The 19,338-nt window shown below is 63.0% G+C and carries 16 protein-coding genes; 7 read left to right on the plus strand and 9 right to left on the minus strand.

Translation table 11 applies throughout. The annotated features are described in order from the left end of the window. The first annotated feature begins 122 nt into the window (after positions 1 to 122). From LGH70_RS10250 to LGH70_RS10260, 3 genes are all read left to right on the plus strand, one after another. Positions 123 to 911, plus strand: a complete 789-nt coding sequence (locus LGH70_RS10250) for an MBL fold metallo-hydrolase (RefSeq protein WP_226185140.1) — start codon at positions 123 to 125, stop codon at positions 909 to 911. Between the two features lie 327 nt (positions 912 to 1,238). Continuing rightward, complete coding sequence (locus LGH70_RS10255) at positions 1,239 to 1,973, plus strand: acyltransferase family protein (RefSeq protein WP_226185141.1); 735 nt, start codon at positions 1,239 to 1,241, stop codon at positions 1,971 to 1,973. 33 nt (positions 1,974 to 2,006) lie between these two features. Next, positions 2,007 to 2,459 (plus strand): acyltransferase family protein, encoded by a 453-nt coding sequence (locus LGH70_RS10260; RefSeq protein WP_226185142.1) that lies wholly within the window; start codon positions 2,007 to 2,009, stop codon positions 2,457 to 2,459. 64 nt (positions 2,460 to 2,523) lie between these two features. Here LGH70_RS10260 and LGH70_RS10265 read toward each other — a convergent pair whose 3' ends face one another. The 3 genes from LGH70_RS10265 to LGH70_RS10275 are packed head-to-tail and all read right to left on the minus strand — an operon-like array spanning position 2,524 to position 6,376. Next, a complete protein-coding gene (locus LGH70_RS10265; protein ID WP_226185143.1) occupies positions 2,524 to 4,755 on the minus strand; it encodes a xanthine dehydrogenase family protein molybdopterin-binding subunit in 2,232 nt (743 codons plus the stop codon). Positions 4,756 to 4,769: 14 nt separating this feature from the next. Beyond that, on the minus strand, positions 4,770 to 5,753 hold the full coding sequence (locus LGH70_RS10270) for an FAD binding domain-containing protein (RefSeq protein ID WP_226185144.1): 984 nt from the start codon (positions 5,751 to 5,753) through the stop codon (positions 4,770 to 4,772). Then, positions 5,750 to 6,376, minus strand: a complete 627-nt coding sequence (locus LGH70_RS10275) for a (2Fe-2S)-binding protein (RefSeq protein WP_226185145.1) — start codon at positions 6,374 to 6,376, stop codon at positions 5,750 to 5,752. The genes LGH70_RS10270 and LGH70_RS10275 overlap by 4 nt, the downstream gene beginning before the upstream one ends. Positions 6,377 to 6,830: 454 nt before the next feature. Between LGH70_RS10275 and chrA the strand changes: the two genes are divergently transcribed. Then, positions 6,831 to 8,171 carry a chromate efflux transporter gene (gene chrA / locus LGH70_RS10280; protein ID WP_226185146.1) on the plus strand — a complete coding sequence of 447 codons (1,341 nt, stop codon included), beginning with the start codon at positions 6,831 to 6,833 and terminating at the stop codon, positions 8,169 to 8,171. Positions 8,172 to 8,286: 115 nt separating this feature from the next. On the opposite strand, the gene LGH70_RS10285 is transcribed toward chrA, so the two are convergent. After that, positions 8,287 to 8,781, minus strand: a complete 495-nt coding sequence (locus LGH70_RS10285; RefSeq protein ID WP_226185147.1) for a YciE/YciF ferroxidase family protein — start codon at positions 8,779 to 8,781, stop codon at positions 8,287 to 8,289. 269 nt (positions 8,782 to 9,050) lie between these two features. Between LGH70_RS10285 and LGH70_RS10290 the strand changes: the two genes are divergently transcribed. Further along, positions 9,051 to 10,076, plus strand: coding sequence for an aldo/keto reductase (locus tag LGH70_RS10290; RefSeq protein WP_226185148.1), 1,026 nt, complete (start codon positions 9,051 to 9,053; stop codon positions 10,074 to 10,076). Between the two features lie 117 nt (positions 10,077 to 10,193). Here the strand turns inward: LGH70_RS10290 and LGH70_RS10295 are convergent, their stop codons facing one another. Then, positions 10,194 to 12,149, minus strand: coding sequence for a T9SS type A sorting domain-containing protein (locus LGH70_RS10295; RefSeq protein WP_226185149.1), 1,956 nt, complete (start codon positions 12,147 to 12,149; stop codon positions 10,194 to 10,196). A 232-nt stretch (positions 12,150 to 12,381) separates the two neighbouring features. Here LGH70_RS10295 and LGH70_RS10300 point away from each other — a divergent pair, with 232 nt between their 5' ends. Together LGH70_RS10300 and LGH70_RS10305 are read left to right on the plus strand one after the other, a co-directional pair. Beyond that, positions 12,382 to 13,182 carry a HipA family kinase gene (locus LGH70_RS10300; protein WP_226185154.1) on the plus strand — a complete coding sequence of 267 codons (801 nt, stop codon included), beginning with the start codon at positions 12,382 to 12,384 and terminating at the stop codon, positions 13,180 to 13,182. Next, entirely contained in the window at positions 13,160 to 13,546 is a 387-nt protein-coding gene (locus LGH70_RS10305) for a DUF3037 domain-containing protein (RefSeq protein ID WP_226185156.1), read from the plus strand. Before LGH70_RS10300 ends, LGH70_RS10305 begins: the two co-directional genes overlap by 23 nt. 140 nt (positions 13,547 to 13,686) lie before the next feature. On the opposite strand, the gene LGH70_RS10310 is transcribed toward LGH70_RS10305, so the two are convergent. The 4 genes from LGH70_RS10310 to LGH70_RS10325 form a co-directional block, all read right to left on the minus strand. Further along, positions 13,687 to 14,373: a pirin family protein gene (locus LGH70_RS10310; protein ID WP_226185158.1), complete on the minus strand. Its 687-nt coding sequence runs from the start codon at positions 14,371 to 14,373 to the stop codon at positions 13,687 to 13,689. A gap of 1 nt (position 14,374) precedes the next feature. Next, positions 14,375 to 14,884, minus strand: a complete 510-nt coding sequence (locus LGH70_RS10315; protein ID WP_226185160.1) for a hypothetical protein — start codon at positions 14,882 to 14,884, stop codon at positions 14,375 to 14,377. A gap of 138 nt (positions 14,885 to 15,022) precedes the next feature. Beyond that, positions 15,023 to 15,742 carry a dioxygenase family protein gene (locus LGH70_RS10320; protein WP_226185162.1) on the minus strand — a complete coding sequence of 240 codons (720 nt, stop codon included), beginning with the start codon at positions 15,740 to 15,742 and terminating at the stop codon, positions 15,023 to 15,025. Positions 15,743 to 15,935: 193 nt separating this feature from the next. Next, positions 15,936 to 19,313 (minus strand): DEAD/DEAH box helicase, encoded by a 3,378-nt coding sequence (locus LGH70_RS10325; RefSeq protein ID WP_226185172.1) that lies wholly within the window; start codon positions 19,311 to 19,313, stop codon positions 15,936 to 15,938. Between the last annotated feature and the right edge of the window lie 25 nt (positions 19,314 to 19,338).

Here is a 19,338-nt window from a genome sequence, read left to right on the forward strand (position 1 = left end):
GTTCCTGAACTTGTGCGGGGCGACGAGGTTATTGTCACGGTTTTCGGAGGCGGCTACCCCTGCGGGGCCAGGCTACTGAAGAAAATTCGCTCACAACCTTTTCCCAACAGGCAGTAAAACCGATGAAGTCCACCCTTATTCTTACGGCCGCCCTGGCGGCATTTGCTGCGCAGACGCAGGCCCAGACCACACCCCCCACCGCTTCGCCCCGCGTAGCCGCCGACCAGATTACGACCAAAAAAGGTCCGATTACGGTGCAGCCTATTACGCACGGCAGCGTGGTGTTCAGCTGGAACGGCAAGACCATTTACGTGGACCCCTACGGCGGGGCGGAAGCCTATGCCGGGCTGGCCGCGCCCGATGTTATCCTGATAACTGATATTCACGGCGACCACCTGGACCCCAAAACCCTGGCCGGCCTCTCCGTGGGCAAGGCCCTGATGGTCGTGCCCGCGGCGGTGGCCGACAAGCTGCCGGCCGAGTACAAAGCGCAGGTCCGCATTCTGGGCAACGGGCAGAAGCTCGATACGCTGGGCATGACGGTATCGGCTATTCCGATGTATAATCTGCCCGAGGCCCCCGACGCCATGCACACCAAAGGCCGGGGCAACGGCTACGTGCTGAACCTGGGCGGCAAAAACGTGTACCTCTCCGGCGACACCGAAGACATTCCCGAAATGCGCGCCCTGAAGGGCATCGACGTGGCATTTGTGTGCATGAACCTGCCCTACACCATGGATGAGAAGCAGGCTGCGCAGGGCGTTTTGGCCTTCAAGCCGGGCATCGTGTACCCGTACCACTACCGGGGCCAGAGTGGTCTGAGCGACGTAGAGGCCTTCCGGAAAACGGTAACCGCCGCCAACAAGAAGATTGACGTGCGGCTGCGCAACTGGTATCCGGCGGCCAAATAGGGAAAGCCGGACGATACGGAACGTCCTGTCGGGCAGCTGGCCCGGCAGGGCGTTTCTGCGTGTTAAGACTTCACCTATTGATGCTTCGGCGCTCAGCTGGCGCTCGGCTCATTTGCCTAGCTGCGCCCCGGTGACGGCGTGGATTAGAACTTCACGAACCCGTCGTAAGTCATTCCTCAAATCCGTTCGATGCGGGCGGCTTGCTGCCTGCGCAGGTAAAGCGTTGAGCAGTTGGTGGCTAGGAATAAAAAAATTTCAGTATCTGTAAAATAATATTTTTATATATATGAAGTTAGATTGTGATGTCATTCACGAACTGCTTCTGTCTTGGCCACACCTGTTCCTGCCTTTACGGCTCCTGCGGTTTCGCGCTACTTTCCGGCCCTGACCGGGCTGCGGGCCTGCGCCGCCTACCTGGTTTTCTTCACGCACTTCAACCCTTTTCAGAACGGTACTGGCCTCTGGAAGATTGTGCACCAGTGGAATATGGGCGTGAGCATCTTCTTCGTGCTCAGCGGCTTCCTGATTTGTACCCGCTACATCGACCGGCTCCAGCTCAGCGGCAGCTGGCTCAAAAAGTACTTCCGTAACCGCATCGCCCGGATTTATCCGCTGTACTTCCTGATGACCTCGCTCACCTTTCTGCTGATTGGGTTGGGCGTCACCGAGGACGTTACCCGGCAGTGGCATGGCTACACCGGCTACCAGCGGGAGTTGATGCTCTTGTTCAACTTTACGCTGCTACGGGGCTTTTTTAAGAACATCATCTTCACGGGCGTAGCGGCGGGCTGGACTCTGACGGTAGAGGAATGCTTCTACGCACTGGCGCCCCTACTGATGCTCGGCCTGGCGCGGGTCAGGCAGGCATGGCTGCGCTGGGGCCTACTGCCCGTGTACGCCGTGGCATTGCTGGCCACCGGCGTGCTGACGGTAGAATTGGTGCCCCGCTACATGGGATTCTTCGGCACGCACCTGTATATGCTGACCTACACCTTCCCGGGGCGCTGCGCCGAGTTTCTGGCCGGCATGGGCCTGGCCCTGTTTCTGCGCCACCACAGCTAGGCTGCCCTGCCACCGTACCTGACCTGGGCGGGAGTGCTCTGGATAAGTGCCTGCATTCTGCTGCTGGCCTGGGTTAATCCCGCGGCGGGCGGCCTGGATTCCTTTAACCTGCCGGGCATCGTGATTAATAATTTCGTGCTGCCGGGCGGGGTCGTCTTCTTGCTGTACGGCCTGATGCATGAGCAAACGTGGCTGCGGCGGCTGCTCGAAACCCGGCTCTTTATGCTGCTGGGCAAAAGCTCCTATGCCTTCTACCTGACGCACATGGGCATCTTCAGCGTGTTTCTGCACACGTATGTCACCCAGAATATTGCCCTAAACTTCCTGCTGCTGAACGGGCTGTCGATTCTGCTGTACCGCTTCGTGGAAGACCCGCTGCACAAGCTGATCAGTGCCCGCCCCAACCCCCAGCCCAGCCTGCCAGTAGCGGCGGCCGTGGCACTTCGGAGTAAAGATAAAGCCCCGGCACAGGCCGAGGCTTTATAAGCAAACACAACATGCGGTAAGGACCGGCTCCGCCAGAAAAAAGCAGCAGGTTCCTGCGGCTGTCCTAAATCAGCTTGTCGGGCGTGATGGGCAATTCGCGGATGCGCTTGCCGGTGGCGTTGAATATGGCGTTGGCAATGGCCGGAGCTACCCCGATAATGGCAATTTCGCCGATGCCCTTCGTGCCCAGGGCATTCACGTGCGGGTCGGGCTGGTTTACGAAGGCCACCTGCACATCCGGCGAGTCGGCGTGCACGGGCACGTGGTAGTCGGCAAAGTCTTTGGTGACGTAGCGGCCAAACCGGTCGTCGATGTGGGCTGCTTCCATCAGGGCCATGCCAATGCCGCCCACGGCGCCGCCCTTCATCTGGTTGCCGGCGGTTTTCTCGTTGATAATCGTGCCCGCGTCGGCGCAGGATACCAGCTTGCTCACCCGCACTTCACCGGTCAGCTCGTGCACCCGCACCTCGGCGAAGTGCACCGAAAACGAGTACATCGAGTACTTCTGGCCTTCCGGGCCGGGCTTGGCTTCCACGGTCACGGCTTTGTCGCCGCCCTGCTTGATCAGGTCGGCGTAGGCGACGCGGGTCGTGGGGCTGCCACTGAGGGCGAGGTAGCCGTCGGTGAGCGTGACATCTTCCTTTTTGGCCGAGGCAAAGGCGGCGCCGGCCAGGGTGCGCAGCTTTTCTTTCAGGGCCAAGCAGGCTTCCTGGGTGGCCGGGCCCACGCTGTTTACCGTGGACGAGCCGCCCTGGGTGCCAGCCTTCGGAAACGACGAATTACCCAGCTCAAACCGGATTTTCTTGGGGTCCAGGCCCAGGGTTTCGGCTGCAATCTGGGTCATGACGGTGCCGGTGCCGGGGCCAATATCGGTGGTGGCGCACTGCAGCAGCACGGTGCCATCGGGCCGGAGCTGGGCGCCCACGGTGGCCGCCCCGCGGTGGGCCCCAAACGTGCCTACGCCCATGCCGTAGCCGATGAGCCATTCTCCGTCGCGCAGGGAGCCGGGCTTCAGCTGGCGCTTGTTCCAGCCCACCCGCTCGGCGCCCAGTTGGTAGCATTCCTTCAGAAACTTGGTGCTCCAGGGCTTGTTTTTCTCGGGGTCCTGCTCGGTGTAGTTGCGCAGGCGAAACTCCAGCGGGTCCAGGTTCAGCAGGTGGGCCATTTCGTCCATAGCCGACTCCAGGGCAAAGGCGCCGGTAGCTTCACCGGGGCCCCGCATCCAGATCGGGGAGCACACGTCGAGGGAAGCCAGGCGGTAGCGCGTCGTCACGTTGGGCGACTGGTACATCATCCGGGTCTGGGCCAGGGTCGATTCGGTAAACTCCTCGTAGGTCGAGGTCTGGCCGACAGACTCGTGGGTAATGGCCGTGATTTTGCCGTCGGCAGTGGCGCTCATGCCCAGCTTCTGCCAGGTGTAGGGCCGGTAGCCCACGTTGGTAAACATCTGTTCCCGGGTCAGCATCAGCTTTACGGGCCGGTTCACAACTTTGGCAGCAATAATAGCCGCCGACTCGTGGGGCCAGCTGTGCAGGGCGTTGCCAAAAGCCCCGCCCACGAACGTGGCAATGACCTTCACGTTTTCCTCGGGCAGGTTCCACTCCTTGGCAAAGTCGCGGCGGGTGGCCAGGGTGCCCTGAGTTTTGTCGTATAGCGTGAGCCGGTCGGGGGCTTCCCAGTGGGCCGTAATGGCCTGCAATTCCATGGGGTGGTGCACCTCGGTGGGAATTACGTATTCACTTTCCAGCTTGATGGCACCCGTCTTGTAGGCGTCTACCTGGCCCCGCTGATAGTCGTTCATCGGGTGCTTGGGGTTTTTCTTGGCCGCCGTGGGCAAGAAGGCTTCCGAAGCATTGGCTTCGAGGTTGGTTTTGTGCTTTTCCGGGGCGTACTGCCCTTTCACCAGCCGCGCGGCAAAGCGGGCCCGCTCCCAGCTGTCGGCCACTACCACGGCAATGGGCTGGTCGTTGTAGCGGATTTTGTCGTCCTTAAAGATCTTCAGCGGACCGCCCACCGTGGCTGGCTGCGAGGGGTCTTTGCCGGCCGTGTCGAAGCCCGGCACCTTAGGCGAGTTGAAGTGGGTAATAACGGCCAGCACGCCCGGCGCCTTTTCGGCGGCCTTAGTATCAATGCCGGTGAGGCGGCCCTTGGTGATGGTGCTGCCCACCAGCACGGCGTAGGCCATGTTGGGCAACTCGTATTCGGCCGAGTACTTGGCGCCGCCGGTTACTTTCAGGCGACCATCCACCCGATCCATCGGGGCCCCGATCTGCTTATTCTGCGCTTGCTCTTTCATAGGAAGTCGGGTACTTACGCGGCCGAAGCAGCGGTTTTAAGGGCTTGCACAATGGTGTTGGGGCCCAGCTTGAGCTTGTAGGCGTTGTGCTTGAAGGCCTTGGCGCCCTGCATGGCAATGGCGGCAGCCTGCCGGAAGCTTTCCTCCGTGGCCGGCTTGCCCACCAGGCTCTGCTCGGCGGCTGTCAGGCGCCAGGGCTTGTGGGCCACGCCGCCCATGGCCAGCCGCGCCGCCTTGATGGTGTTGTTTTCGATGTCGAGGGCGGCGGCTACCGAGAGCAGGGCAAAGGCGTAGGAGGCCCGCTCGCGCACTTTCTGGTAATGCACGTGCTTGGTAAACGGCCCGTCGGGAATGTCGACGGCGGTTATCAGCTCGCCTTTTTCCAGGTTGGTGTCCTTCTCGGGCGTGTCGCCGGGCAGGCGGTGGAAGTCGGCAAACGGGATGCGCCGCTCACCCTTGGGCCCGCTCACGAGCACCGTGGCGTCGAGGGCCACTAGGGCCACGCTCATATCGGAGGGGTGCACAGCAATGCATTTGTCGCTGAAGCCGAAGATGGCGTGCATGCGGTTGATGCCTTCCAGGGCCCCGCAGCCGGTGCCGGGCTCCCGTTTGTTGCAGGGCATGGCCAGGTCGTAGAAATAGGAGCAGCGGGTGCGCTGCAGCATGTTGCCGCCCACGGTGGCCATGTTGCGCAGCTGGGCCGAGGCGCCGGCGTTCAGGGCCAGGGCCAGCAGGGGCTGCTTCTGGCGCACCTGCTTGTCGTCGGCCACCGTGGAGTTCAGAGCCAGAGCCCCGATGCGCAGGCCGTTGTTTTCCTTCTCAATCTTGGTCAGCGGCAGGCGGTTGATGTCGACTAGCTTCTGCGGGGTGGCAATGCCGCGCTTCATCAGGTCCACCAAGTTGGTGCCGCCGGCAATGAAGGTGGCATTCTGGTCCTTGGCTACCGCGTCGATGGCAGCCTGCGGCTTGGTGGGCCGCACGTATTGGAACTGGTTCATACCTTCTGTCCTCCGTTTTTCACTTCCTGAATAGCCGCCACAATGTTGGAATAGGCCCCGCACCGGCAGATGTTGCCGCTCATGTACTCCCGAATTTCGCCCTCCGAGCCGGCGTGGCCTTCGCGCACGCAAGCCACGGCACTCATAATTTGGCCCGGGGTGCAGTAGCCGCACTGGAACCCGTCGTGCTTCACGAAGGCCTCCTGCATGGGGTGCAGCTTGTCGCCGTTGGTCAGGCCCTCGATGGTCGTGATTTTCTTGCCCTCGTGCATCACGGCAAAGCTCAGGCAGCTATTCACGCGCTGCCCGTCCACGTGCACGGTGCAGGCCCCGCACTGGCCGTAGTCGCAGCCTTTCTTAGTGCCGGTCAGGTTCAGGTTTTCGCGCAGCAAGTCCAGCAGCGTGGTGCGCGGTTCCACCGAGAGTTTGTGCTTCACGCCGTTGACTTCGAGCCGGAGCGGGACTTTTTCGAAGGCCGCGGCCACTTTTTCGTCCAGCTCGTAGGTGGCCGCCTGTAGCACCGGGCCCGGCACCATGGTGAAGGCCGTGAGCAGCGACGACTGCTTGAGAAAGGTGCGCCGGGCCTCGTCGTGGCCAGCTGGCTTATCAGATTCGATAGACATAGGAATAGGAAAAGGAAGTCAGAGGGAAAGGTCGAAAAACAAGGACGTTGCGAAAGGGCCACGGTTGCGGCGCCGGGTGGTAGCTCTACTAAACTCCGGAAGGGCCCCGCGGGTTAAGGTGGAGCTGAAATCAGCCGGGCCGGGAGAAGGAAACGGGTCCGGGGCCACGGGTGTCAGCAGCGGCAACCAGCGCCCGGCAGCCTGGGCCCCGCGCAGTGCCGGATAACTGGTAGTTCCACTGGAAAACCCCGCTCCGGATGGCACGGGCCGGTTGCCTTGGCCTGGCGCTTGGTTCTCTAAGATAAGAAATTCATCTTTCTGGCTATTACGGCCGCTACAGGAGCGTAGCAGAGCGGCTACGCACTGGCCTGCTTGAACGGCGCGGCCAGGAAATATTGCCGGGGCCTGGTACCTTGCCGCCCGTTCATATTTGTACACTTGTCAGTAAGGTTCTATGAGCGAGATTCTTACGTCCGTTGCTCGCCCCAGCTTTGCCCGGGCCCTGCGCTTCTGGCTGAAGCTGGGCTTTATCAGCTTTGGCGGGCCAGCCGGCCAGATTGCCATTATGCACACGGTGCTGGTAGAGCAGAAACGCTGGATTTCCGACGCCAAGTTTTTGCACGCCCTCAACTACTGCATGCTGCTGCCCGGCCCCGAGGCCCAGCAACTGGCCACCTACATCGGGTGGCTGCTGCACGGCACGCGGGGCGGATTGGCGGCGGGTATTCTGTTCGTGCTGCCCTCAGTGTTTATTCTGCTGGCCCTAAGCCTGCTCTACGTCACGGTGGGTACGCTGCCGGCCCTGCAGGGCGTGTTCCTGGGCCTGAAGCCGGCCGTAGTAGCCATCATCGTACTGGCCATGGTCAAGATTGGTCAGAAGTCGTTGCTGAGTCCGCTGCATTATGCTGTGGCCGCGGCTAGCTTCGTGGGCATCTTCTGGCTGAACATACCTTTTCCGCTGCTCATTCTGGGGGCGGCAGCGGTGGCGCTGCTGGCCCAGCGCTTCTTCCCAGCCCCGGCCGCCACGGCCCAGACGCAGGCCCGGGCCCGGCAGGCCGAAGAAGGCTATTTTCTGACCACGCACACCGTCGTGCCGGGCGCTGGGTTTTCCCTGCCGCGCCTGATGCGGCAGCTGGGCGCGGCGCTGGTGCTGTGGGGCCTGCCGCTGGCCGTGCTGGCCGCTACCGCCACCGACTTTGCCTTCTGGCGCCGGCTGAGCGTGTTTTTCACCCAGGCTGCCCTCGTCACCTTCGGGGGCGCCTACGCCGTGCTGCCCTACGTAGCCCAGGTGAGCGTGGAGAAGCTGCACTGGCTTACCCAGGGGCAGATGCTCGATGGCCTGGCCTTGGGCGAAACCACGCCGGGCCCCCTGATTATGGTGCTGGCCTTCGTCGGGTTTATGGGCGGCTACACCCACTTCGGCGGCTCGTTGGTGCTGGGCGCGCTGGGCCTGCTCATTACCACCTACTACACGTTTTTGCCCTGCTTCGTCTTTATTCTGGTGGGCGCCCCGCTGATTGAGCGCACTCAGCACAATGCGCGCCTCAAAGCCGTGCTCAGTATTATCACGGCGGCCGTGGTGGGCGTGGTGCTGAACCTGGCCGTGTACCTGGGCCGGGCGGTGCTGTTTCCGGCCGGCAGCCTTGCCGCGGGGCAGGTGCACTGGCCTAGCCTGGTGTGGCTGCTGGTGTCGTTGGTGGCCCTCTACCGGTTTAAGCTGAACATGATTCTCTGGATCGGCCTCAGTGCCGGGGCGGGCCTGCTCCACTATCTGCTGCTGCCTCACCTGGGGTAATTGTCTGGCTCTTAGTCCGCCGGCACAGGGCGCACTTGGCTCAAGCCGTCCGGACATCAGAACCGGCCCTTCCCGCACGGTAGAAAGGGCCGGTTCCGATATAGCCACAGGATGCTTACTCGGCTTTGGCGTTCAGGTAGTTGATGGCCAGGTCGTTGAGCTTGGTGTCGGTCAGTTGTTCCTCGTCCAGGGTTTGCTGCAGCAGCTTGGCCGCGTCGGTGTAGCCCAGGCGCTTGGCGAAGTGGGCGGCCGTGCCGTAGCCCGAAATTTCGTAGTGCTCAATGCGCTGCGCCGCCGCAATCAGGGCCGCGTCCATCACCTCGTCGGTGGCGTTTTCCGACATGGTTTCCTGGCCTTCGGCAATGAGGCCTTCCATGGCTTTGCAGGTATGCCCGCTGATATCCAGGTCCTGGGCCTCAGCAATTTTTTCGAGGCGGGCCACCTGGTTTTCCGTTTCGCGCAGGTGCTTCTCGAAGCCCCGGCGCAGGCGGCCATCCTTAGCCGCTTCCGCCATCTGGGGCAGGGCTTTCACCAGCTGCTTTTCGGCGCTGTACAGGTCTTTGAGCTGCATTTCAAACAGGTCGTCGAGGGTTTCCAGTTTATCGAACATAAGACTACGGGTAAGAAGAGGGAGAAATGGCTTCGCTCTACTTGCCTACGAAAGTGCCCCCTGAGCGTTCCGGACGAGCTTTCGGCCGCCAGTCGGTAAGCTTAACCGTAGCGCGCGGCCCCGTGCCTTACCCGCCGCGCCCCGAAACTTCGGCCGGCCTGGTTTGTCTTACACGGCAACATCGGCCGCGGACAGCGGGTAGAAGTAACCCCTGAAACCCGCTTGGCACCGGGCCGTTATCTGGCTTCTTACTTTCTCTTCTGATTACTATGGAATATCGTCAACTGGGCGCCTCGGGCCTGCGCATTCCCGTATTGAGTTTTGGCACCGCCACCTTCGGGGGCGGCAACGAATTTTTCAAAGCCTGGGGCAGCACCCAGGTCGACGAAGCCCGCCACCTGATTGACATCTGCCTGGAGGCCGGCGTTAACCTGTTCGACACGGCCAACGGCTACTCCGACGGCATGGCCGAGGAAATTCTGGGCAAAACTCTGGCCGGTCGGCGCCACGAGGTGCTGATTTCCACCAAAGCCACTTTCCCCACTGGCCCCGGCCCGAACGACTACGGCTCCTCGCGCCACCATCTCATCAAGGCCTGCGACGACAGCCTGCGCCGCCTCGGCACCGACTACATCGACATCTACCACATGCACGGCTTCGACGCCCATACGCCCGTGGACGAAACCCTGCGCACCCTCGACACGCTGATTCAAAGCGGCAAGGTGCGCTACATTGCCTGCTCCAACTTCTCGGGCTGGCATTTAATGAAGTCCCTGTCGGTAGCCGAGCGCCACGGCTGGGCGCGCTACGTGGGCCACCAGGCGTATTATTCCCTGGCCGCCCGCGAGTTTGAGTGGGAGCTCATGCCCCTGGGCCTCGACCAAGGCGTGGGCACCATCGTCTGGAGCCCGTTGTCGGCCGGCCTGCTCTCGGGCAAGTTCCGCCGGGGCCAGCCCGTACCCGAGACCAGCCGCCTGGCCCAGGGCGGGGGGCAGGGCCCGCAGGTACCCGACGAGCTGCTGTTCAACATTGTGGATGCCCTGGACGCAGTAGCGGCCGAAACCGGCAAAACCGTGGCCCAGGTGGCCCTGAACTGGCTGTTGCAGCGCCCTACGGTGGTCAACATCGTGGTGGGGGCCCGCAACGAGGAGCAGCTGCGCCAGAACCTGGCCGCCGTGGGCTGGAACCTCACCGCCGAGCAGGTAGCCCGCCTCGACGCGGCCAGCGCCACCGAGCCGATTTACCCCTACTGGCACCAGCGCCGCTTCCCGATGCTGGGCCACACCGGCATCTGAGCCTGGTCGTCTCCGGCCGGCCCGGGACCAAAAGACCGAAGCCAAAAAAAGCGCCCCTCCGCCGTCCCGATTGTAGAGGCCGGCAGGAGGGGCGCTTTCGTTACAAAGCCGGAGTTGTTACTCAACCACCAGGCGCTGGGCGCTGGTGCCTACGCGCACCGTGTACACGCCGCGGGGCAAGTCGGCTACCGTCAGCTGGGCCTGGGTGGCACGGGCGGGCAGCATCTGGGTGCGAACCTGGCGGCCTAGGGCATCCAGCACGCTGATTTCCTGGGTTGTGGCCGAGCCCTCCGCCAGCGTGAGCTGGGCGCTGGCGCTGGCTGGGTTTGGCGTCAGGGCGAAGGCTACGGCGGCAGCGGCTTTGCTGGTGCCGGTAACCGTGTTGGTGACGTTGGCGCCAATCATCAGCGGGCCGTAGTTATTGGTAGAAATGTCGGCAAAGACGCCGCCGTTGATGTTGCCGTTGTCGAAGAACGAGCCCGAGCGGACAGGATTCTCAAACAGCATACCCACCGGGTAGTAGGCCACCGTACCCACTGGCTGGGCGATGCCCACCATAAAGTCGCCGGCCGGAATAGCCACCGGAGCCGTGAGGGGCAGGGTGATGGTGGTGCCCACGTCGGCGGTGCGCACGGTGTAGGAGGGCGTGGAGCCCAGGATAGTGCCGGCAGTATTGGTTACCACTCCATACACTACCTGACCCACCGAGTTGCCGTCGGCGGGTACAAAGTTGGTTACCGACACCACCGAAGTGGCCCGGGGCGCGGTGTAGCGCACGGCCGAAATACCGGCCCGCGTGCCAAACCCGTACGAAGTAGGGGTCGTGCTAAGCTGCACGGGCGCATAGCTGTAGGTCGTCTCCGTCAGCGTCTGGGTTTCAGTGCGCAGGTCGGTGTTAGGGAAGGCATCCGCGGGCACGCTTACGGCAATGGCGTTGTTGCCGAGGCGGCTGCCGCTGGTGTAGGCCGCAAACGTAACCGTAACCGAAGCGCCGGGCGCCAGGCTGCTGATGGTCTGGGTGTTGTTAAACGAGTTGATGCCGCTTACGTCGAGGCGCACGGGCACGTTGGTCACGGCCTGGGTGCCGGCGTTGCGGATGTTGGCCCGCACGATGTGCGGCGTACCAATGGGCAGGCGGCCCAGGGTATACACGGCCTGCACGGCCAAGTCGTTGGCCGCGTTGGCCCGGAACCGGTAGGTGCGGCCCGCCTCGGGGCGCACCGTGCTGCGCACGTTGTGCGGGTCGCCCTGGAAGTAGTTGGTGGAAATAAAGGAGCTGACCGACCACTGGCTCGTCGAGTTTTTATCGGCCAGAACCAGGTTGCCGGGCTGCGGATTGGTGCCCTTGATGCCAACAGCGACGGTCCGGAACGCGTCGGGGCCCGCGCCGGCCGTGCTCGGGCCGTACACAAACTCAATCTGTCCGCTGGTTTCGTAGAGCTTCACCTGGAAGGAGAAGTTGTCGTACTGGGTGCCGATGATGGTGGAGACAACGGAGTTAGCCTGCTTGGGCTTGTCGCGCACGTTTTTCCACTGGATGGTGCACACCCGGTTAGGGGCGGTGCCGGTGGTAGCCACCCGGTACTCGGTGCCGCCGGCGGTGGCGCTGGTCAGGTCGGTGGAGAAAGGCGCGACGATGTTGTTGCTGCGGGAATCGGTGCTGGCAATGGGGCCGCCGGGAAATACCGTGGTGCCTTGCACGTTCTCGGTCTGGGCATATTCATAAAACAGGAACGGGTCGGAGAGCGGGTCGCTGCCCAGCTTGATAAACCCGTTGGTGCTCAGAATAAAGGACGAAACCGCGGTGTTGTTGTAGGGAAAGCTAAAGCCGATGCTCTGGGGTGCGGAGTTGGCATCGTCGGTGTTGGCCGTCGGAATAACGGTGCCCGCGCTGCCCAGGTCCTGGTAGGTACCCAGCACGTTCTGGGCATTTACCGCGTCGTAGTTGAGCGTCTGGGCTAAGGCCGGCTGGGAAGCCAGGGCCAGCAGGCCCAGCAAAGCGCCGCCGGCCAGCGTGCGGGAAATAGAGGTAGGCTGGGGCGAAGCCGGCCACGGGGAGTAACGGTGCATCATAGGTGAGAAATAGGGATGGTGAAAAATGCGCTTTGGCAGTATGCCAAAGGTCCTCCGCGGCTAGCCCTGCTCCAATACCTACATCTAGGTATTTTACTACGGCCACCGAAAAGCGCAAGCCGGGTAGTGGGCGGTCCGCAGGTGCTGCGCTGGCCCGGTCTGATGGCCAGCCGGGCTGCTTTGCCCGTAAACTGCCGGAATTACGTTTTCTTTGCCCGTCCATTCCTGCCCTATGCCCGACCGTATTCCTGTGCTCCGAACCGTGGAGGTGACGCGCTACGTCACGCCCCTGCGCGAGGGCGGCTCCCTGCCGGCGCTGGTGGAGGCCGACGACAACTTTATGTACGTAGTCAAGTTCCGGGGCGCGGGGCAGGGCATCAAGGCCCTCATTGCCGAGCTGGTGGTGGGCGAGCTGGCCCGGGCCCTGGGTTTGCGCATGCCCGAGTTGGTGTTCTGCCAGCTCGACGTGGCTTTTGGCCGCTCCGAGCCCGACGAGGAAATTCAGGACTTGCTGCAAGCCAGCACCGGCCAGAACCTGGGGCTGCACTACCTCTCCGGCGCCATCACCTTCGACCCGCTGGTGACGACCGTGGCGCCGCGCCTGGCTTCGCAAATCGTGTGGCTCGATGCCCTGACGCTGAACGTGGACCGCACTGCCCGCAACACCAACCTGCTGATGTGGCACAAGGAGCTGTGGCTGATTGACCACGGTGCGGCCCTCTACGTGCACCACGCCGGCCCGGGCTGGGCGACGCCCCGGCCCCGCGCCTTTCCGCAGGTGAAAGACCACGTGCTGCTGCCCCAGGCCAGCGAATTGGCCGAAGTCGATGCCGAGTACCGCGCCCTACTAACGCCCGAAGTGCTGCGCGCCATTCTGGCCCTCGTGCCCGATGCGTGGCTGGAAGAAGCGGCCGCCGGTGACGCTACGGCGGCCGAGCAGCGCGAGAATTACGTCGGGTTCCTGGCTAGTCGCCTGGCCGCCTCAGAAACCTTTGTTCAGGAAGCCGAAGATGCCCGAAAAGCACTTGTTTGAGTATGCCGTGCTGCGCGTGGTGCCCCGCGTGGAGCGCGAAGAGTTTCTGAACGTCGGCGTGATTGTGTACTGCCGCGCCCAGGGCTTCCTGCAAACCCGCTGCACCCTGCCCGAAGCCCGCCTGCAAGCCTTTGCCAGCGTCAGCCTGGACCTGGACGAGCTGCGCCTGCGCCTGCAAACCTTCGAGCGAATCTGCCGGGGCAAGCCCGAGGGCGGCACCATCGGCCGCCTGTCGTTGGCCGAGCGCTTCCGCTGGCTCACGGCCACCCGCAGCACCGTGGTCCAAACCTCGGCCACGCACCCCGGCCTCTGCGACGACGCCGCCGCAACCCTGGACCGGCTCTACGCCCAGTTGGTAGAGTAGGGGCTGGCTAACAGAGCGTCATGCTTGCTAAGCCGTGCTGCGACCAGCTCAGCATGACAGACAGATAGTATGGTAGCAGCACCAGCACGCCAGATGCCTCGCAGGGCCCGGAGTGACGTTTTAATACGAAGAGTAAAGCCTTAAAACTCCAGCACCAGCACCAGCGCGTCGTTGCTCAGGGCTTCCAGCTCTACTGCCGCTGCCTGCCATAGGGCCAGGCCGTCCTTTTCGTGGAGCAGGCGGCCTTCCACCTCGAAGGCACCGGCCAGCACGAAGGCAAACAAGTGGGCCTCAGCATTCTGAGGGCTATAAACGGCTTCCTGGCGCCCCGCAAACCGGCCCAGGCTCAGCGCAATGCCGGCTTGGGCAGCGGCGGATACAATGACCGCCAGATTATTCTCCAAAGCCTGAAAGTCGAAAGAGAAAAGCTGCGGCGGGGCCGGAAAGTCTGCGGCCGTCAGCCAGATATGCAGGAAGCTGATCAGCTCCGTTTCGTACAGGTTGGTAAAGCTGATGACACTTTGCGCGGGCAGGTGCAGCAGCTGCGCTTCCTCCACCTGCACTGTGGCCACGGTGCTGCCTCCGGCCACGCCCACGGCCCCAATGATGGGCAGGACCAGTACCAAAGAGGCGGTTTCGGCCGTTAGCTCCAGGCGGTGGCCGCCAGCCAGGGTTTCCTCGTTTAGGGCCCGTAAGCGGCCAAAGGGCTCCTTAAACTCCTGCTGGTAGCCGTCGAAGTTGAAGGTGCTGTGGCGCCGGAACCGACTGGTTTCGGTCAGGCCGCGCTGGTCGGCCAGGTAAATGCGGCCCGGAGTCTGCTGGATCATGCTAAACGGAGGGTTGCAGGGAGTAAATGCTCAGAAAGGGCGGCAGCTGAAACAGGCTGGTCGGCAGGGCAGCGCCAGCTGTAGCCGGTGCTTCCGCGGCCGATACCAGCAGGTAGGTACCGATGGTGTCGTGCCAGAGCAGGGGCTCGGAGTAGAAGCTCACCGCTACCTGGTGCCGGCTCTGGTCGAGCAGGTCGGAGTTGATGATTTCAAACTGGAACTGGCTGAACCGTAGAAAGTGCCGGCCCAGGTTGTCGGGCACGTCGGGCACCAGGCCCCCTAGCTGCTGCAGATACCCGCGCACGGCCGCGCTGACCAGGAAATGCAGCTGCTCGGCGCCCGGCACATATTGCAACAGCTGCCCAAAGGAGCGGTACTGCTGCCCGGGATTGAAGTTCGGGGCCTGCATCCGGAACTCGGTGTAAGTGTCCGCAAACACGAGCTTGTCCCAGGGCTTTCTGGAGGTAGCATCAATGACTTTGCGGTAGCAGAGGGTGATAATACGGGGCATGTGAATGTGCTGATGATTAATGTGCTCAGGTGCTAGTGCTGAGCTTGTGCCCTTGCGAGGAGACGCGGAATGTCCTTTGTCCTCGCAAGGATATATTTCTCACATTCAACCATATTCCCCACATTCGCACATTCAAAGTTACGCCGCAACGGCGAAGGAAATGGCCAGCTGAAACCCCTCGGTGGTGTTGCCCGTCACGGTGGCCAGCTCCTGGGCTACCCCGTCTCTGAACACGTTGTCTTTGGCGTTGGTGGTGTAGCCGCTCAACCCTTTCGCGTAGCCGTTGACGGCCGCTACGGCCGTGCCGGCGCCCTCGGGAAAGGCAATTTGGGTGACTTTGAGCGAGGTGCCGCTGGCCGAGTACACGTGCACGTGAATGTGGGTGGCCCGGCCCGAGTACCAGCCGGGGAAGATGCTGGTAAACGTCACTAGGCCGTTGGCGTCGGTGACCTGGCGGCCGCGCAAAAAGTGGACGCCGGTGTAGTTGGTGCTTTGCATGCTGCTGCCGCCGTACTCGGAGTAGTTACCCTCAGCGTCGCAGTGCCAGATGTCGACGATGGCGCCGGCCAGGGCCGCGCAGTTGCTGTTGCTATTGGCAATGGTGATGCGGGCGGTCAGCTTATGGCCCGTCTTGCCGTCGGTAATGTCGCTGCGCACGAAGGAGGCCGGCGCCTTGGTGGGGAAAGGACCCTCGGTTTCGGTGGGCGCTACGGCGCAGTTGCCGGGCGTGCCGGTGCCGCCCGTAGTGCCCGCCGAAGCCGTGTCGGGCGTCACGTCGTCTTTGCTGCAGGCCGACAGCAGCGCGGGCACCGAAACGGCGCCGACCAGCAGGCTCTTGAGGAAGTTCTTTCTTTCCATGACAGGGGGAGTGTGGTTGGGGTGCTGATGAGGATAGGCGAATTTGTACTTCTCCATCCCAGCATCCCGCCAGTAATCGACAGTCCGGAAAGTATTACCGACGAATACCGCAGATGTATCGGGTGTGGGCGTCAGGGCAACTTGCGGCGCAGGCTGCGTTACTGGCCCTTAGGTGGTACTATTCCGGGAGGTCTTAGCGAAACAGATCCAGCAGATCTTCCCGGCTCAGGGCCTTTACCAACGACAGATCGGTGTGCACCAGCTCCTGGGCCAGCTCCCGCTTGCTCTGCTGCAGCGTCATGATTTTCTCCTCAATTGTGTCGGGGCAAATCAGGCGCACGGCCACCACTTTCTTGTCCTGCCCGATGCGGTGGCTGCGGTCAATGGCCTGGTTTTCCACGGCCGGGTTCCACCACGGGTCCACCAAATACACGTAGTCGGCTTCGGTGAGGTTGAGGCCGGTACCACCCGCTTTCAGGCTGATCAGAAACACGCGCACCGAGTCGTCCATCTGAAACCGGGCCACGGTGGCGGCGCGGTCCTTGGTGTGGCCGGTGAGGTAGGTGAAGGGAATGGCGTGCACCTGCAGCTCCTGCCGAATCAGGTTGAGCATGCTCACAAACTGCGAGAAAATCAGGATTTTATGCTGCCCGGCTTTGGCGCGCACTTCCTCTACCAGGGCCTCCAGCTTCGCCGATTCGCGGCCGTAGTCGGCCTCATCGGGCAGCAGGGCGGGGGAGTTGCAGATCTGGCGCAGCTTGGTGAGGCCCTGCAGAATGTGCATGCTTTCCTTGCGCGGCGCGTCCTCGTGCACACCCATCAGCAGGTCGTGGTACTCCTTTTTGCAGGCGTCGTACACGCGGCGCTGGGCGGCACCCATCTCGCAGTACAGCACCATTTCGGTTTTGGCGGGCAGCTCGCGCGCCACCTGGGCCTTGGTGCGGCGCAGCACAAACGGGCTGATGAGCTTCTGCAAGTCCCGGGCCCGCCGCTCGTCCTTGAACTTGTCGATGGGCCCGGCATACAGGTCCTTGAAGTGGCGGGCGCTGCCCAGCAGGCCGGGGCAGGCAAACGACAGCAGCCCGTAAATATCGAGCGTGTTGTTTTCCAGCGGCGTGCCCGTCAGCACCACGCGGTTGCGGGCCTGCAGCAGCCGGGCGGCTTTGTAGCGCTGCGATTCCGGGTTCTTGATGGCCTGGGCCTCGTCCAGAAACACGTAGTTGAACGCGTAGTCGCGCAGCTGCCGGATATCCGACACCATCGTGTTGTAGGTCGTCAGCACGATGTCGCAGGCGTCGAACTGCGCGGCTTCGGCCCGGCGCAGGGCCCCGTGCAGCACGTGTACGCGCAGGCTGGGCGCAAACTTCTCGACCTCGGCCTGCCAGTTGAACACCAGGGAAGTGGGTACTACTACCAGGTTGGCCGCCGTGTGGCCCTTGGCACGCTGCAGCAGGATAAAGACCAGCACCTGAATGGTTTTGCCCAGGCCCATATCGTCGGCCAGGCAGCCTCCGAAGCCGAAGGTGTCCAGGAAATTCAACCAGTTCAGGCCCTGGCGCTGGTACTCGCGCAGCGTGGCTTGCAGCCCGGACGGCACCGCTACGGGCGCAATGCCGGTGAAGTCGGCCACGGCGGCCTGGTAGGTGGCCAGGCGGGCGCGGGCCGCGTCGTCCAGCGTCTCGGGGTCGTAGAGTTCCTGAATCAGGCGGAAGCTGATGCTGGGCGTGCGAATCTGGTCGTCGACCACGTCGCCGGCGGCAAAGTATTCCGCGAATCGCTCGACCCATTCCTGGGGCAGAATCCCGCGGGTACCGTCGTCGAGGCGCACGTAGTGGCTCTTGTTGCGAATGGCCTGCTGCACCTGCCGGAGCGAGGCTTTCTGGGTGCCGAAGCGGATGCCGATCTTGGTGTCGAACCAGTTGTTTTCGCCCGTTACGCGCACCGAAATGCGCGCCCGGTGCGGGTTCAGGGTGTTATTCTTGAGCTGGTTGAAGCCCAGAATGGCAATCTGCTCCTGCCGCCAGTCCTCGAAGGCCGTCAGAAACCACTCTTCCTGCAAGAACAGCGCCTTGGGCACGTGTAGGGCCTGCTGCTGCAGCTGCTCCTGGAACTCGGGGTAGTGGCGCAGCAGGACCGTGATAAACTGGCTTTCGGCCTGGGTGTCGCGCGCTACCACGAAAGGCTTGCCCAGCTCGTCGGTGGCCAGCAGCTGCCGCCGCGAGAGTACCGACACCTCCCGCGTACCGTAGCGCATCACGGGCAGCAGCTCCACGCCCAGACCAGCATCGGAAAGATAGAGCAGCTTTTCGGGGACCTGGTCGAAGCCGCTGCCGGCCAGCTGCCGGCGGGTGGCCGGCCGCACGTAGGAGTAGCTGATGCGGATCCGGTCTTCCAGATTGGCCAGCACGTCGCGCTGAAACTCCCCAAACTTGCTCTGGTGGATCAGCAGGGTGTTGTTGCGCTTCCTGAAAAACTCTAGCACGCGCCACACGTCCAGGTCTTCCAGCAGGTAGAGCCGCTCCCGCACCACGACGAAATACTCGTAACGAATGGCCACGGTTTTCAGGTCCACCGGCTCGCCGTCGAGCAGCAGCTGGCCGGCTACTTCATAAAACTCGCTTTTGTGGCTTACCTGCAGGTGCAGCTCGGTAGGGGCGCAGTGCAGCTGCAGGGGCGTGAGGGCCGGGCCCGTCAGCTTGTCGGATACGGCCGAATTATGGGCAAAGACCGGCAGGCCCTCGGGGTTGTCCACGATGGCGCGCAGGGCCTGCACGGCCGCGGTCGAGCGGTTTTCGTCGTAGTTGTGCTGAAAGCGGGCCAGCCCGGTATAAAACTTCAGCTGAGCCAGATTGTCGCTGGTGCCCAGGCTGTCGAGTGGGTTGAGCACCGTCACGGGGTTTTTCACCTTGCCCGCCACCGTCAGCGTAGCCTCGGCCAGCTGCACGGTCAGGTGGCCGTAGTACCGGTGCTTGCCAAATACCACGAGGCGCTGGCTCCCAGCGGGCCCGGCCGCCACGGGCGCCGGTAGCAGCTGGCCTACCAGCGCCTGGGTGCTGGCCGTCGTGACGGGGTAGAGGCCCGCCTGCCGGGGCATCACGAGTACCGTGGGGCGGCTGTAGGTCAGCTCAAAATGCGTGTCGAGGCTGACGGCATTTTCCAGGCCGTAGTCGCGGGCGGTGGCACGCAGCAGCTCCCGGCGCTGGTGCGGGTCGAAAAACACGCGCAGCTCCCGGCGCTCCAGAATGCTGAGCAGCACCAGGGCCTCGTGCTCGCACAAACCGGCCTTAGGCGCCGCGCAGCCGCAGACCAGCAACAGGCCCTGGGGCAGCTGCTCCACCACCACGGTTAGAAACGCCGGCCCGCCGGCCGGAGTGGGGCTGGTAAACGTGCCGAAGTTCAGCGTCAGCGTCTGGGGCTGAATGGCAGTGAGGGCGCGGTAGTCGGCGGGGGGCAGCGCGGGGCCGTGCCGGGCCACCTCGGCACTGGTAAGCGTGGCAATGGTAGCGCCCGCAAACAGGTAGCGGTGGCGGCCCGGCTCCGGATCAGGCAGCATTTCCAAGGGGTCGGGCATACGGGCAGAACGAGCGGCGTGGGCA

The organism is Hymenobacter nitidus, assembly GCF_020447315.1.
Taxonomy (GTDB): Bacteria; Bacteroidota; Bacteroidia; order Cytophagales; family Hymenobacteraceae; genus Hymenobacter; species Hymenobacter nitidus.